This is a genomic window from Alishewanella sp. HL-SH06 (assembly GCF_052656265.1).
On record NZ_CP199752.1, the window covers coordinates 793,850 to 809,420 of the forward strand.

Here is a 15,571-nt window from a genome sequence, read left to right on the forward strand (position 1 = left end):
GCACGTTAATGCAGCTTTACATATCTCTTTTCACATTGCTAGTTAGAAAAGCGCTCAACTCACTTAGAATTGGTAACGTATGCCTAACGAAGCGGTGCGACCGTTAATGGTTCTGGCCGTAATAATCCCGTTTGCTGGAACACTGCCTTGTTCAGCTTCAGTAATACCCACAGTATCGAACAGGTTATTTACATTCAGTGAAAGCGTTAAGTTTTGAGCTAACTCATAGTTAGCAAACGCATTGAACTGTGTATAAGCATCAAACTTCAGATCATTGTTATCTTGCGCATAGGCACCGGTCGTTCCGACTACAGTGAAACCGACCTGTGCGTTATCCATCGTATAACGTGCTAATAAGTTATAGATAAAGTCGGCTTGACGACGTGGCGTATTACCTACTACCGCTGGATTAAGTGCATCTTGGCTGATTTCAGCATCCGTCCAAGTCACAGAACCGCGGAAATCGAAATCACCAATCCGATAGCTACTCTCTAACTCAACACCTTTGGCTTCATATACGCGGTCAAAAAACTGTTGAGTTGTGGCTTCAAAGTTTTGTTCATCGGTTTCAGCAAAAAACACTGTGGCGAACAGGTTTAAATTACCATGACGGCTCTTGCTACCAAACTCGTACTGTTTTACTTGATCTACCGCATCTTGTGCTGCTACTGAACCATCAGCATTGACTTTGCCAAACAGTAAACGGTCGGCATTAGCACGGCCACCTTTACTGATGCGACCAAACACTGCCCAATCATTACTGTATTGGTAGTTAGCACCAACTGAGTAAGAATTGTAACTCCAGTCATAATTCACTAACTGTGGGTTAGCTAAGTCGATACCTGAAACACTTTGTTCAACTTGGCTAATGACACCATCGCCATTCATATCACGGCTGCTTTGTACAGCACCTGCATAGGTACCTGTCGCATCACCCATATCACGACGAATACTGGCTTCGAATGACCAATCGCCAAAGCCCCAGCTTGCAGAGGCATAAGGTGCTTTGATGCTGTAATCGGTGTTGTAATTCCGTTGACAACAATTGCCCCAGAATGGCACGCCATAAGCTAATAAACCCTTCTCAGAAAACGCTGTGCCATTTGCAGCGGTAACATCAAGTAGTTCTGCGTTATCGCCTTTTAAGGCCATAAAATAGGAATTCCACAGCCAAGACATATCAATAGTCTGATCGGCGATGTAATAGCCTAAAGTCACATCCACTTCACCAATGCTTCGGGACAGTTTTAAGTCGTTAACCATTGAACCGAAATCGTTGATCTCAACATCAAAGGTATGAATACGCATCGCATTGGCACTGGCATCATAACGCTCGCCAGCCTGAGGTCCTACGGCGTAACGAACGACCGCACCTGGCCCTGCAATACTGTCGGCAATACTTTGACTATTATCCACTTCGGCTGGGAAGGGTGTAATAAAATTGCCGCTAACACTGCTAATGCGGAAGCGGTTATCCAGTGTCCAGTTATCATCTAAATCAAAAACGGCTTCTACACCGAAGCTATTCACTTCAGGATTCATCCCGTTACGAATATCACCGCGCGAGATCTGATTGGCACCATTTAAGCGCACGGTCTCGGTTAAATACACGGATTGTAAGGTGTCTTGTTGCGAATCGTAGCCTGCTACTGAGCTGCCATCGGCACGCATTGGCATTGGCATATAGCTGGCAACACGGTCATTTAAGTGTTTGGCATAAAGCCGTACATAGCCAGTATCAAATTCTTTAGTGAGATTGGCTTTTATTTGATAACCACGTTCACCTTGGTAACCAGGATCACGAATGCCTTCGCCTTGGCGAACAAAACCACCCAAATGGAAGCGGGTATCCGCATTAATATCGCCACCGTATTCAAAGTCTGTACGGAACTGGTCGTAATTTAAACCGGTCGTCATGGCGATACTGCCGCCATTATCGGCACCGGTTTTACTTAAAAAGTTAATCACACCGCCAGGTGAATTACTGGCAAGCGTACTGGCTGAGCCACCACGGATCACTTCTAACCGCGAGAGGGTAGCATCGGCACGCACAAAGATATCGGCGTTACCAAAGGCAATATCACCAAACTGTACTACGGGTAAGCCATCTTCTTGTAAAGTTAAAAATTTAGCACCGCCTGCGGCAACCGGTAAACCACGAACAGCGATGTTAGCGTTACCTTCACCACCGGTTGATTCACTGCGTACACCGGGCAGCATACGGAAGATTTCGGCAGTTGATCTTGGCGCACTCGCATCAATATCTTCTAGTGTCAAAGCACTCACTGATACGCTAGATTGCATTACGGTTTGATTACGTGAGACAGAACCTGTAACGATAATACGTTCAAAGCCCAAACCGGTGGGCTCAGCAGCTTGTTCAGCATTTGCGGTTTCAGTCTCGGTGTTGTCTTGTTGCGCCTGCGCAGCATTAGCAGTTAAGGCTAAGCTAATAGCCAGCGCCAAATAAGAACGGCGATTTGGTGTTGTTTTCATCTGGTGTCTCCCTTGTCGGTCTTGAAAAAATATTATTATCATACGGTGATTCAGACTACTTTTTGGCTTCTTCTAAATCGTTTCAGATGAGAGCCGAAAAATAACGTTTGTATAATTTCATTATCAAGTGTGCTTTTGCAGCATTCTTTGATTTATAGTAGCAGACTAAGTTAATTTTGCTTGTTTTAACCAAAAACAGCAAAGTTAGCTAAGCGCTTTCAAACATAAACTTGGTTGTGTCTTCGAGTTGATATGCTACGTTAAAGTTATCTTAAACGTTTTACCTCTAAAATTTGCAGTCGTCAAGAGTGGTTAATAACTAAACAGGTTTTTTTTTGAAAAAAATGACATGACTACTGAGGTTCGGTATTGGCATCGTTGCTTTCTGGTTAATTTAAAAGGTCATTCGTTAGTGTGAGAATTTAGAGGGCGTAATTAAACGCAACGCCATCTTATTAACACCCATATCAACGGCGACAAGTTATAAGGGCGCCGAGTTATCTGTATTCGGTATCTGTAACATCGCCTGCTGCTTGAGCCATCAAGATGTTGGTTTAAAGCCATGATTCTGTCGCAGCAAAGCGGCATCACTTGGACAAGCAAGAGAACAGAGGGTTTTCTGGGGCGACAAGCAGCCAGGGGCAGGACGCAGTGAGTCCAGAGACTTGATCCTGATCGGTGACGGGTGCGCTACACGCACAACCACCAACGAGAACTAAAATGCGAAGGTTATTGGTTTACAAGGAATAAAAAAACACGCGCACTTGCGTGCGCGCGAGTTCGCTTATGCTATTGACACCGAGAGGCTAAAGGGTGACCCATAAGGTGTTATTTAACAAATACCTGCGTCTAAACAACTTCCAGATTCATTCCATACCAAGCTACCATTGGTTGGTGTTGGCGTTAAAATGTAAGTTTTTGAATCTAAGTTGCTATTAGCGGTAACAGTGATCATTGCACTATTTGCAGAGATATTAATAGAAGAAATATTTGGGTTATTTGTGATATCAACTGTTGAAATGCCTAACTCTGTAGCTGTATCACAAAGGGCTAAATTTCCTGCACCTCTTGTTTGATAGCAAACATCAATAGCAGACTTTATTTTTGTAGTTTGTAAAATTATTTCCGTAAATTTTGAACGTTTAAAATAATTTTGATATTGAGGAATGGCGAGCGAGGACAAAATGCCAATTAAAGCAACGACTATCATTAACTCTAAAAGTGTAAAACCTCTGATAAAAAAAGAGGAAGATAATCTTCTTCCTCTTTTATTTGTTGTAAAAATTAGCATATACCCGCAGCGATACAAGTTCCGCCTTGAGTCCATGTTAATGAACCATTAGTTTCAGCTGGTGTTAGAGTAAAAGTAGCACCGTTTACTGTCGTTGCATCACCAGTAGCGGTAATTACAGCTGTCGTTGCAGTTATTGCTACTGAAGCAACGTTACCACCTGCTGCAGCTCCTGTTAGATTTGCACCAATTTCTTCAGCTGTATCACAAGCTGTAAGAACACCAGCACCTCGTGTTTGATAACAGACATCTATGGCACTTTTAACTGATTGTGCAGCTAAAACCACCTCAGCAAAACGTGCTTTTTTAGTGTAAGTTTGATACTGAGGTAAAGCAATCGCAGCCAAAATACCGATGATCGCTACTACGATCATTAATTCAATTAAGGTAAAACCTTGTTGTACACGTTTCATAATTTACATCTCCTGAGTTTTGTTAGCCACTTGGGCTAGTTCTTATTCTGGACGGTTTTTCACATTTCGCAAGCACTATTTTTTAATCTAATTAAAAAGTTGCTAATTTATTGCTCTATAAAAGCTTTTTGACCGTTGTTGCGCAATAAAGCAGCACAAATAAATAACAATAAAGTACTAGATACTGTATTTGTATTGGCTGAATAACTGTTGTGCTTGTAGCCAAATATCACCGACTTGGCCGTTACCGACCGGTTGATTATTCAACTGCGTGACAGGCGCAATCTCTTTGCTGGAGCTGGTTAACCAGATCTCATCGGCGGCCAATACCTCATCATAACTGATGTCGCGCTCAACCACCTTTAGCTGGCTATGCTGGCGTAAAATCTGTAATAGCAGCAAGCGTGTAACGCCGGGTAGCAATTTATTAGAAAGCGGCGGCGTAGCAATTTCTCCGTTTTTAATCACAAACACATTAACGGCGGCACCTTCGGTTAAAAAACCTTCACGATCGAACAATAAGATTTCTTGCGCACCTTGCTCTTTACCTTGTTGGTAGTGCAGCACGTTACCAAGCAGCGAGGTGGATTTAATATGACAACGCTGCCAGCGTAAATCGTTACCGGTTACCGCATGATAGGTGGTGGCGTGTTGCTTATCGGCGATGGGCTCTGCCGCAATGGCAAAGGCATAAGCAAAGATCGTTGGGCGGATATCGGTTGGGAAGGCATGGTTGCGCTTACTATCAGTGCCACGGCTGACCTGAATATACACCGCGAGATTATCGCCCATGCTCGGTTGATTGAGCGTCAGTAATTGCTGGCAAATGTCGGCCCACTCTGCGGCTTGCATACCATGTTGAATGCGCAGCTCGGCTAGCCCATTGTGTAGGCGCGTGATATGCGGTGCAAACCCAACAAAACGGCCATGGTATGACGGGATCACTTCGTAAATACCGTCGCCAAATAAAAAGCCGCGATCCATAGGCGATATTTTCGCTTCGCTGGCAGGTATAAAATGACCGTTTAAATAGACTGTGCTCATGGATATCTCGTGTCAGTTAAAAAATTAAAGGGTTGGGGTAGCAACGGGGTTTAACGCATCTTTTACCCATTGCTGCATGCGGGCAATCAGAGCTGCACCCTCGCTATAAGGTAAACCATCTTCTGTTAAGGTATTGGCGCGGGTGACGCCATCAATACAGCCGTTAGCAACAAGGTATTGTAGTAGTTCCAGTAGGTTGGCTTGTTGCAGTAAATTTTCGCCGCGTAAAACCGACACCATGGCAATAATGCCCCAGGCGGCCCAGTTGGAAACATCGGCAATCACCAGTTCATCGCATTCGGTAACACTGGGTGTGATATTTAATTGGCCCAAAACGGCGGCTAAATTACCCATGCCAATTTCATTGCCACCATCGCCAATAGCCAAGGTGGGGCAAGCGGCTTGCTCTAAAAAATAATCAAAGCTGGCGCAGCGCTCCGAAATATCTTCACCGCGCATATTCATATAGCGGCCATTGGCACTAAAACCGGGGCGCTCGATCGCCAGTACTAAAGCCGGTTTTAATTCGGCTAAGGCCTCTGTGGCAATTTGCGCTAACTGTTGATATTGATTGACCCGCAGTGCATAGCACTGGTAACGCTGGCTTAACACGCTGAACAGCGGATCACCACAAACAATAATCGGCTTTAGTTGCATGTTTAGTGCGCATTGATACAGGGCAATGGCACCGACCGGGCCATCGGTTTCAAAGGTCTCTAATACCGGAAAGCCAGTGCCAATTAATACCGTACTGCCGGCGGGTAAATTAAACAACCGCGCGGCGCGCAGCAAATAACCGGGGCGTAAATGCGGTTGTAACAGTTGCATACCGCGTAAATTGCGCTCCACCAAGCAGTTTTCCAGCTGTTGGCTTAATTGCTTTAAGTTCACCATGGGTTGGCTTGAGGCGGTATTGGGCGCAGCGTGTGTCATAGGGTGTCCAAAACAGTCGGGCTAATGCCATAGTGTTGATATTCGCGTTGTAACCTAGCGGCAGCTAAATGAGTAGCATTGTGCGCATCGGCAGCGGTAATTGGGCTGAAATTAAGCTGTGTGCCGCTACTGGCCTGCGCCAGCGCCCAACAATCAAGAGACAGCACATTGCCTATTTTCGGATAGCCGCCTAAGGTTTGCCGATCGTTTAACAGCACTATCGGTTGGCCATCGGGTGGAATTTGCACGGCGCCATAGCTGATCCCCTCGGATAACAACTGGCTGGTACTGCAACGAATGGCAGGGCCGTTTAACTTGTAGCCCATGCGATCGAACTGTGGGCTGACTTGATAAGTATGCAAGTAAAACTGCGCCCGCGCGGTGGCGCTAAACAACGCAGCTTGATAGCCTTCAATTAAACGCAGTTGCAGAGGAGTGGTGCCAGGTAAGGTGCGTTGACGAATGGCGGCGGCAACCGGCGCTTTGTTGGTGTTGATATGGCTGTTTGCTTTGGTTGCTAAAGCGAGCTCAGCCCCTGCGGTAAGCTTTTGACCGTTTTGCTGCAAGCCGCCAATCCCCTCGCGCATTACGGTGGCGCTACTGCCAAACTGAGCAGGGGCGGCAATACCGCCAGCAACCGCAATGTAAGCCCGTAAGCCACGGCTACACATGCCCAGTTCAATTTCGTCACCGGCTTTAAGCGCTAATGCCTGCCAGCACTGCACCGCCTTGCCATTTAAGCTTAAGGCTAATTCTGCACCCGTGACCGCGATCACGCAGTTTGCAACGGCTTGTAATGTTAAGCCGCCCACACTGTGTTCAATCAGTGTGCTGTTAATAGGGTTGGCCACTAACGCATTAGCCCAGCGAAAGCTGTGTAAATCGAGTGGGCCGCCTTGGGTTAAACCCAGCGCCCCCATGCCAAAGCGGCCTTGGTCTTGCAGTAAACTTAACACTCCAGGGCTAATAATGCGCAGTACCGTCATGCTCGTCATACTAGACCGCCTAGCAAGCTATAGTCGCGCGCGGTGATCGGCACAAAATTGACCTGATCGCCCACGGCCACCGGCATCGCCGGTTGTTGTTTGGCGTTAAACATCGGTACCGGGCAAAGCCCTAACAAATGCCAGCCACCAGGTGAAGCGGCGGGGTACACCGCGGTTTGGCGATCGGCAATGGCGACTGCACCGGCCGGTACTTTGGCGCGTGGTGTGCTTAAGCGTGGTAGCGCCAGTGCGGCCGGGAGTTCACCCAAATAAGCAAAACCGGGTGCAAAGCCAATGGCATATACCTGATAACTACACTGGCTATGCAGTGCAATCACTTCTGCAACCGATAAGCCTGTGGCTTTGGCCACCCGCACTAAATCTAGATCGTCTTGTTCGCTATACCACACGGGCAACTCTACGCATTTGGCCGTACTGGTCGCTAATTTTGCTGCAGGTTTGGCTAAAGCCTTAACTAATTGAGGCCGCAGTGTTAAGTGGCTTTGCTGCAGCGGATTAAAGGTAATGAGTAATGAGGCATAAGAGGGTAATAACTCTACTAACACCGTGCCGACTAACGGCTGTAATAGCTGCATAGCGGTTTGAATATGCAGCGCTGCGCCAGGGCTAATTTGCTGCGTAGTTAAATACAATATATACGCATTTTCACCGGCAATTTGTAAATGATAATCTGCAGCGGATAAGCCGCCCACCAACAGATCTGAGCGGTTAAGATTTATCTCTGACATGCATTGACTCGCATTCGGATCTGTTGCAATTGTGCGATGGCTTCAAGGTTATCACCGTGTACGCACAGTGTATCGGCTTGCAAGGCGAGAGTACGGCCGGTGTCGGTGGTCACGGTGCCGCTTTTCAGTAGTTGGTCGACTTGCTCGAGCACTTCTGCGCCATGTAACACGGCACCGGCTTGAGCGCGAGGCGTTAGCTTGCCTTGGTCGGTATAACGGCGATCAGCAAAGGCTTCGAAAAATAAAGACACACCGGCTGTGGCGGCTTGCTGTTTTAGTAAAGCGGCGTCGACAGTGGCTAAAATCATTAATTTTAGGGGTTTATGATAGCTGGCAATGGCTGCTAATACCGCTTGCCATACCGCAGGCTGGCTCATCATATCATTATATAAAGCGCCATGTGGTTTCACGTAGCTAACACTCATACCTTGGCATTGCGCCATGCCATCGAGTGCGGCTATTTGATAATGTAACAAATGGCGAATTTCTGCTGCTGAACAGTGCATACTGCGCCGGCCAAAACCTTGTAAGTCGGGATAGCTGGGATGCGCCCCAATGGTCACCTTGTGTTGTTTGGCTAGGCTGAGGGTTTGCGCCATAACATTAGCATCGCCGGCATGAAAACCACAGGCGATATTGGCAAGATCGATATGTGGCATGGCGTCGTGATCACGCCCCATTTGCCAGCTACCAAAACTTTCGCCGAGATCGCAGTTAAGTAACAGGGGGGCTCGAGGCATGTCTGCTGCAGTTGACGAGATCTGTTGTACTGTCATAACGGCTCCGCTAACGTCTTTCTAAACTGTCATAGTGTGCGTGAGACGCTATGTAATGTCCAGTTGCCTAACCGCGCAAATAATAAAATATTCAGGCTTTAATTTGTTAAGAATAAACTATTCTGCGGTGGTGCTTTGCTGCAGTTTTGCGGCTAAATAACCGCTTTTAATTAAAAAGCATCAACCTAGCGAGAATATTCGTTATTTCGCTGCAGCTTTGGCTGAGCCTGTGCTTTACTAAAGTGTAGCAGTGTCCATTTTCAGAAACGACGGATCTTTTATGGATAGTAGTGAATTAGAAAGTCGGCTCAGAACCTTGCAAAAGGCTTTGTTACCTTTAATCCAACTGGTGAATAGAATTTCGCGTTTAGAAACCGCATTTGTTTCCTATATCGATCCGGTGGCAGGCCGTCAGCAAGTGGTGGCGGTGTCGGGTGATGGCGAAATTAATATTGTCGCTGGTGATGAACTCGAATGGCATGATTCAATGTGCCGATTGATTTTTAATGATGAAGGCTGGATCCAAAGTCGCGTGGCTAAAAGATACCCTGACAGTATTGGAGCCAAATCGGGCATGAATACGTTTTTTGCCTTACCGGTGCAATATAACAATCGGTTGATTGGCAGCTTGTGTGGTACCAGCGTGAACGAAACCGAACTTAATACTGAACAATACGAGCAGATCCAATTAATTGCCGAAGCGGTGTCGTGGCAAGTTTCCCAATGGCAGCGTTTAATTAAATTACAGCGGCGCTTACAAACTTCGCGTCGCCATTTAAAACAAGCCTTTCAAGATAAAGAATCGCTGCGCATGTTATCCGAGCAAGATCCGCTGACCGGTTTATTAAATCGACGTGGTTTTGCAGATTTATGGCAAAGTTGTATTGAGCAGGAATCAACGGATTCTGATATCAGCGTAATGGCGCTAGATTTTGATAACTTTAAACAACTGAATGATAACTTTGGCCATCAGGCCGGTGATGATGCATTAAAAGCACTGGCGAACATCTTGACCTTGAATATCCGCGATTATGATTTTGCAGCGCGTTTGGGTGGAGATGAATTTATGTTGGTTTTGCCGACCTGTAAAAGGCTAGATGCGCTGCAAATTAGCGAGCGCATTCAACAGCAATATTTGGCCACGTTACATGGCCAGTCTCATACCATCAGTATTGGTGTGGCGGTTAGCGAACAAGGCGCCAGTGACGATTTACTGCTACTGGCCGATAAGGCACTGTATCAAGCCAAAAACTCAGGGCGGGGTGTCATTATCGTTAACACTTTTCGACGCTAAGCTAAGCCACTCAGCCGTTTAAAGTACGGCTAATTTGCTGTTGGGTAAGTCTGTGATCAGCATATGGCCTGGGGCATGGCTGATACAAAAATCCAGTTTCGCTTGCGCTATGGCCAATTGTGGCGTTACACCACACGCCCAGAATACCGGCACTTCGCCTTCTTTAATACTAACCGCATCACCGTAATCGGGCTGATTGATATTCTGAATTCCAATCCGGGCCGGATCACCAAAATGCACCGGGGCACCATGTACTTGTGGAAAACGCGAGCAAATTTGAATGGCTCGGATCGCTGCGGCAGGCTGCATTGGTCGCATACTGACCACCATATTACTGCTAAACACCCCAGCACTTTGGCAAGGAATATTGGTTTTGTACATGGGGACATTTTTCTGCTCGGTAATATTACGAATTTCCAAGCCATCGGCCAGTAGCGCTTCTTCAAATGAAAACGAGCAACCGATTAAAAAAGTAACTAAATCATCCCGCCATACTGCACCTAAGTCGGTAACTTCTTCGGTAAATTCGCCGTGTCGAAATAGCCGATAACGTGGTAAGTCGCTGCGAATATCTAAATTGGCAGCTAACTGCGGCATGTCAATGGCGCCAGGTGTAGCCGCCATGCCCAGTAAGGGGCAGGGTTTCGGATTGAAATGACAAAACTGCAAAAAATCAGCCGCATAAGCGGCGGGAATAATCGCCATATTAGCTTGTACAAAACCAGGCGCCAACCCAGAGGTGTTGCGGCTAAAAGCGCCACTGCGGCATTGCTGACGAATTTGCAAAGGGCTCAGTTGCAAAGGGTTAGGTTGTGACATACCAACTCCGGCTTAGTGTTATGGGGTTTTATTGAGTTTGCAGCGCGTTAAGCATTGCCATAGATTTCACTATTGGCCAGCCAGCGTTTGATTAATTGTAAGCTATCTTCACGTGAATCTTGCCATAGCCGTGCGGCAATGGCGCCGGCTTGCGGCAGTAAGGCGCTATCTCGGGTTAAATCGGCAATTTTAAACTGCATTAAACCGGTTTGTCGGGTACCGAGTAATTCGCCCGGGCCACGAATTTCTAAATCGCGCTGCGCAATAACGAAACCATCATTACTTTCGCGTAATACGGCTAAGCGCGATTGTGCGGTGCGAGACAACGGCGCGTGATACAGCAATACGCAATGTGATACTGCGCTACCGCGACCGACGCGGCCACGTAACTGGTGTAATTGCGCTAAGCCCAGCCGTTCAGGGTTTTCAATAATCATTAAGCTGGCATTGGGCACATCAACGCCAACTTCGATAACGGTTGTTGCCACTAATAAATCTAACTCGCCACGGCTAAATTGCTGCATCAGTTGTTGTTTTTCTGCGCTTTTTAAGCGGCCATGTACCAAACCAATTTTTAATTCAGGTAGGGCGGCCTGCAATAAACTGGCGGTGTCTTCTGCGGCTTGGCATTGCAGCACTTCAGACTCTTCAATGAGTGTACACACCCAATAGGCTTGGCGCTTTTGCTCGGTAACTACCTGACGGACGCGCGCCATCACTTCGTCGCGGCGACTATCCGGGATGGCCACCGTGGTGACGGGCGTACGGCCCGGTGGCAACTCATCAATAATAGAGGTGTCGAGATCGGCATAAGCGGTCATGGCCAAGGTTCTGGGGATCGGCGTTGCCGTCATTACTAATTGATGCGGGTAGTGAGCAACAATGCCGCCTTTTTCACGAAGCGCTAGGCGTTGATGCACCCCAAAACGGTGTTGCTCATCAATAATGATTAACGCGAGGCGGCGAAATTCGACATGCTGCTGAAACAGCGCATGGGTACCAATCACCATCTGGGCTTGGCCACTGCCAATGGCATCTAAGGCACTTTGCCGAGCTTTACCTTTGGTTTTACCAGCCAGCCAGGCTAATTCGATGCCCAGTGGTGCAAACCAGCGTTGAAAATTAACGGCATGTTGCTCGGCGAGCAATTCAGTCGGGGCCATTAATGCCACCTGATAGCCATTACCGATAGCGGTAAGTGCCGCTAGAGCGGCCACCAGTGTTTTGCCTGAGCCAACATCACCTTGCACTAAACGCAGCATGGGCAGCGGTTTGGCAAGATCTTGTTGAATTTGTGCCACCACCCGCTGTTGTGCGCCGGTTGGGCTAAAAGGCAAGGCGGCTAAAAATTGTGCCAGTAAAGGCTCTGGCGTTGTTAATACCACGGCTTGTTGCTGTTGTGCTTGGCTGCGCAGTTTATACATGCTGAGTTGCTGGGCAATCAGCTCTTCTAAAATAAGCCGTTGCTGCGCGGGGTGTTTGCCCTCTTCAAGCAATATGAGTGCGGCATCTGGCGGCGGGCGATGTATATAACGCAGCGCATCAGCCAGTGACCAAGGCTGTTTCAATAAATGCGCCGGTAAGTATTCTGCTGGCGCGTAGCGATCTAAATATTCGAGGGCGGCATCGGTAAGATTGCGCCACGTGGCTTGTTTTAGCCCTTCGGTTGTTGGGTAAACCGGCGTTAGGGTTTCAGCCACCTGCTGCTCGGTATGCAGCGGGTTTATGATCTTATATTCCGGGTGCAGCATTTCTAAGCCACGATGGCCGCGCTTTACCTCGCCAAAACAGCGAAGTTGGCTGCCTTTTTCTACTGCATTTTTTTGTGCGGCAGAAAAATGAAAAAAACGCAGCGTGATGCGGCCGCTACCATCTTGTAGCGTGACCAACCAGCTACGTCTTTTCCCAAATTGCACTTCGCTACTTAACACTTCACCTTGCACAGTGGCATGGATCAGCGGTTGCAAATCGGCAATAGGATACAGGCGAGTGCGATCTTCATAGCGCAGCGGCAGGTGAAACAGCAGGTCCTGCACACTAAAAATAGCCAGCTTGGCGAGCCGTTCCGCTACTTTGCTGCCAACGCCTTTGATCACGGCGATGGCAATATTATCTAAACGCGTTGGGCTCAAGATACAGGCCTAGTGAGTAGACGGTACTTCCATCACGCCGTCAATTTCAATTTGAGCGCCGCGTGGTAAAGCACTGACTTGTACCGCTGCACGAGCAGGGTAGGGTTCGGCAAAATATTGGCTCATAATTTGGTTAACTACAGCAAACTGGCTAAGATCAATTAAGAAAATATTCACTTTAACCATGTCATTCAAACTACCGCCGGCGGCTTCACATACCGCGGCTAAGTTTTTAAACACTTGGTGTGTTTGCTCCGCAAAATCGTCTGAAACAAATTGCATGGTGGCTGGCACGAGTGGGATCTGGCCTGATAAATACACTGTGGTACCAATTTTTACCGCTTGGCTGTAAGTACCAATAGCGGCTGGCGCCGCATCAGTGCGAATAATCACTTTAGACATGAAAACTATTTCCTTTTATATACTTTTTGTACGTCAGGCAGCACACGAATTTTGCGCATAACGTTAGCAAGATGGACCCTATCGCGCACCGACAGGGTTATTTTAATGACATATTCGCCGGTATCCCGATCGTCGGTCGACAGATCTTGAATATTGGAGTCTTGCGCAGCAATGAGTGAAGTTAGCTTCGCTAGCACCCCTTGGCGATTAATAATAAAGACGCGGATATCACATAAGAATTGCTTCTCTGAAGTGTTATCCCAACGTACTGGGAAGAACTTCGCCGGTTCGCGCTCCCAGCCTTTGATATTTCGACAATCCGCACGATGCACGTTTAATCCTTTACCCGGTGTGGCATTCGCCACAATAGGATCACCCGGTATCGGTCGACAACACTTGGCAAAGGTAATCAGCATGCCTTCAGAGCCGACAATAAAGGCATTGCCCTTCGGTAGCTGCGGGGTTTTGCTTTGTGGCTCTTGGCTTTCAAATTCACCTAATAAGCGCCTTGCAATAGCGATAGGTAATTGGTTGCCCAGACCGATTTCAGTATAAAGCGCATCTAAGGATTGTTGATTCACATTAGCTAAAACTTGCTCGATACGTTCTGCGGCAATGTCATCTAATTTAACGCTGCCCAAGGCTGAGGTTAGCAAGCGTTTACCTAGCGTAATAGCTTCATTTTGTTGCTGTTTTTTCAGGTAGTTACGGATGCCTAAAATGGCGCGGCTAGTCACCACGTAATTCAACCAATTGGCGTTAGGTTTACCGCCTGAGCTGGTTATAATTTCGACAGTTTGGCCGGTTTCAAGCGGTTTACTGAGGGAGTAAGGCCGCCGATCAACTTTAGCCCCTACGCAGCGATTACCGATATCCGTATGCACAGCATAGGCAAAATCAACTGCAGTGGCGCCAATTGGCAATTCTACAATGAGGCCTTTAGGGGTAAACACGTAAAGTTCGTCAGGATAGAGCTCAGATTTAACGTTTTCGACAAATTCGTAGCTGTTGCCGGCAGATTGTTGCAGCTCAAGTAAGCTTTGCATCCAACGCTGCGCTCGGATCTGCGCGGTCGATTCACGTGGCAACTCCCCGTTGGTTTTATACATCCAATGTGCGGCGATGCCTTTGTCGGCCATTTCGTCCATTTCGCGAGTACGCATTTGAATTTCAACAGGAATACCATGCGGGCCAATTAACGACGTATGCAACGATTGATAACCGTTTTGTTTTGGAATGGCGATATAGTCTTTAAAACGGCTTTCAATAGGCTTAAACAAGTTATGCATAATGCCCAGCGTGCGATAGCAACTATCGATGTTATCTACCACCACGCGAAAGGCGTAAATATCCATCACATCGTTGAACATCAGCTCTTTGTTTTTCATCTTGCGATAGATGCTGTACAAATGCTTTTCGCGGCCGCTGACATCGGCGCTGATACCGGCTTGCTCGATACGGTGCCGGATATCGTGCTGCACTTTTTCTAACAGTTCACGCCGATTGCCACGGGCCTGTTTTACCGCTGTACTGAGCGCCCGATAACGCATGGGATAGAGCGCTTGGAAGCCCCAATCTTCTAATTCATTTTTGATATTGTGAATACCCAAGCGGTTGGCGATAGGCGCATACAACTCGAGGGTTTCTTTGGCGATCCGGCGGCGTTTTTCGGGCCGCAGTGCCCCGAGCGTTCGCATATTATGGGTACGGTCGGCCAGTTTAATCAAAATAACCCGAATGTCTTGGGTCATTGCCATAAACATTTTTTGCAGGTTCGTGGTTTCGAATTCTTTAAAGTCTTTAAATTTAACTTTGTCGAGCTTACTGACACCTTGCACCAGTTCGGCAACGGTAGCACCAAACAAGCGGCTTAAATCTTCTTTGCTAACTGGGGTGTCTTCGATCACGTCGTGCAACAAGGCGGCCATGAGCGTTTCATGGTCGAGTCGCATGTCCGCTAAGATGCTAGTTACGGCAACAGGGTGGGTAATGTAAGGCTCACCGCTTGAACGAAATTGCGGTGCGTGCGCGTCTCTGGCAACCACATAGGCCTGTTGTACCAGATTTACCTGCTCTTGTGGCAGATAGGCACTTATCTGATTTTTCAGACCTTCGAATAGATACACAAGCACTCCAAACTAAAACAGCATAACGACAGCGTTACAAGCTGATGAAAGTTTAGAATATACGATTAAATTTAACGAATGCCAACGGCTAAAGTGCCGCTGACATCGAT

At 47.4% G+C, this 15,571-nt stretch carries 13 protein-coding genes; 1 reads left to right on the top strand and 12 read right to left on the bottom strand.

What is annotated here, in order from left to right; translation table 11 throughout:
• Window positions 1-63: 63 nt before the first annotated feature.
• From ACUJFK_RS03535 to ACUJFK_RS03570, 8 genes are all read right to left on the bottom strand, one after another.
• Window positions 64-2,496, bottom strand: a complete 2,433-nt coding sequence (locus tag ACUJFK_RS03535) for a TonB-dependent receptor domain-containing protein (RefSeq protein WP_226752135.1) — start codon at window positions 2,494-2,496, stop codon at window positions 64-66.
• An 832-nt stretch (window positions 2,497-3,328) separates the two neighbouring features.
• Entirely contained in the window at window positions 3,329-3,787 is a 459-nt protein-coding gene (locus tag ACUJFK_RS03540) for a pilin (RefSeq protein ID WP_445426106.1), read from the bottom strand.
• Window positions 3,781-4,200 carry a pilin gene (locus ACUJFK_RS03545; RefSeq protein WP_445426107.1) on the bottom strand — a complete coding sequence of 140 codons (420 nt, stop codon included), beginning with the start codon at window positions 4,198-4,200 and terminating at the stop codon, window positions 3,781-3,783. The genes ACUJFK_RS03540 and ACUJFK_RS03545 overlap by 7 nt, the downstream gene beginning before the upstream one ends.
• Before the next feature lie 177 nt (window positions 4,201-4,377).
• Window positions 4,378-5,244, bottom strand: a complete 867-nt coding sequence (locus tag ACUJFK_RS03550; RefSeq protein WP_445426108.1) for an aminotransferase class IV — start codon at window positions 5,242-5,244, stop codon at window positions 4,378-4,380.
• A gap of 24 nt (window positions 5,245-5,268) precedes the next feature.
• Complete coding sequence (locus tag ACUJFK_RS03555; protein WP_445426109.1) at window positions 5,269-6,177, bottom strand: glutamate cyclase domain-containing protein; 909 nt, start codon at window positions 6,175-6,177, stop codon at window positions 5,269-5,271.
• The gene (locus tag ACUJFK_RS03560; protein WP_445426110.1) at window positions 6,174-7,172 is read right to left on the bottom strand and encodes a 5-oxoprolinase subunit C family protein; all 999 of its coding nucleotides are present in this window, start codon (window positions 7,170-7,172) and stop codon (window positions 6,174-6,176) included. Before ACUJFK_RS03560 ends, ACUJFK_RS03555 begins: the two co-directional genes overlap by 4 nt.
• Complete coding sequence (locus ACUJFK_RS03565; RefSeq protein WP_445426111.1) at window positions 7,169-7,912, bottom strand: 5-oxoprolinase subunit B family protein; 744 nt, start codon at window positions 7,910-7,912, stop codon at window positions 7,169-7,171. Before ACUJFK_RS03565 ends, ACUJFK_RS03560 begins: the two co-directional genes overlap by 4 nt.
• A complete protein-coding gene (locus ACUJFK_RS03570; RefSeq protein WP_445426112.1) occupies window positions 7,900-8,688 on the bottom strand; it encodes a 5-oxoprolinase subunit PxpA in 789 nt (262 codons plus the stop codon). The genes ACUJFK_RS03565 and ACUJFK_RS03570 overlap by 13 nt, the downstream gene beginning before the upstream one ends.
• A 280-nt stretch (window positions 8,689-8,968) precedes the next feature.
• Between ACUJFK_RS03570 and ACUJFK_RS03575 the strand changes: the two genes are divergently transcribed.
• Window positions 8,969-9,982 (top strand): diguanylate cyclase domain-containing protein, encoded by a 1,014-nt coding sequence (locus ACUJFK_RS03575; RefSeq protein WP_445426113.1) that lies wholly within the window; start codon window positions 8,969-8,971, stop codon window positions 9,980-9,982.
• An 18-nt stretch (window positions 9,983-10,000) separates the two neighbouring features.
• Here the strand turns inward: ACUJFK_RS03575 and ACUJFK_RS03580 are convergent, their stop codons facing one another.
• From ACUJFK_RS03580 to spoT, 4 genes are read right to left on the bottom strand one after another with little or no spacing between them, the layout of a single operon-like run.
• The gene (locus tag ACUJFK_RS03580; RefSeq protein ID WP_226749310.1) at window positions 10,001-10,801 is read right to left on the bottom strand and encodes a putative hydro-lyase; all 801 of its coding nucleotides are present in this window, start codon (window positions 10,799-10,801) and stop codon (window positions 10,001-10,003) included.
• A gap of 47 nt (window positions 10,802-10,848) precedes the next feature.
• Complete coding sequence (gene recG, locus ACUJFK_RS03585) at window positions 10,849-12,933, bottom strand: ATP-dependent DNA helicase RecG (RefSeq protein ID WP_445426114.1); 2,085 nt, start codon at window positions 12,931-12,933, stop codon at window positions 10,849-10,851.
• 9 nt (window positions 12,934-12,942) lie between these two features.
• Entirely contained in the window at window positions 12,943-13,335 is a 393-nt protein-coding gene (locus ACUJFK_RS03590; protein ID WP_226749312.1) for a RidA family protein, read from the bottom strand.
• Between the two features lie 5 nt (window positions 13,336-13,340).
• Window positions 13,341-15,461: a bifunctional GTP diphosphokinase/guanosine-3',5'-bis pyrophosphate 3'-pyrophosphohydrolase gene (spoT, locus tag ACUJFK_RS03595; RefSeq protein ID WP_445426115.1), complete on the bottom strand. Its 2,121-nt coding sequence runs from the start codon at window positions 15,459-15,461 to the stop codon at window positions 13,341-13,343.
• Window positions 15,462-15,571 lie beyond the last annotated feature (110 nt).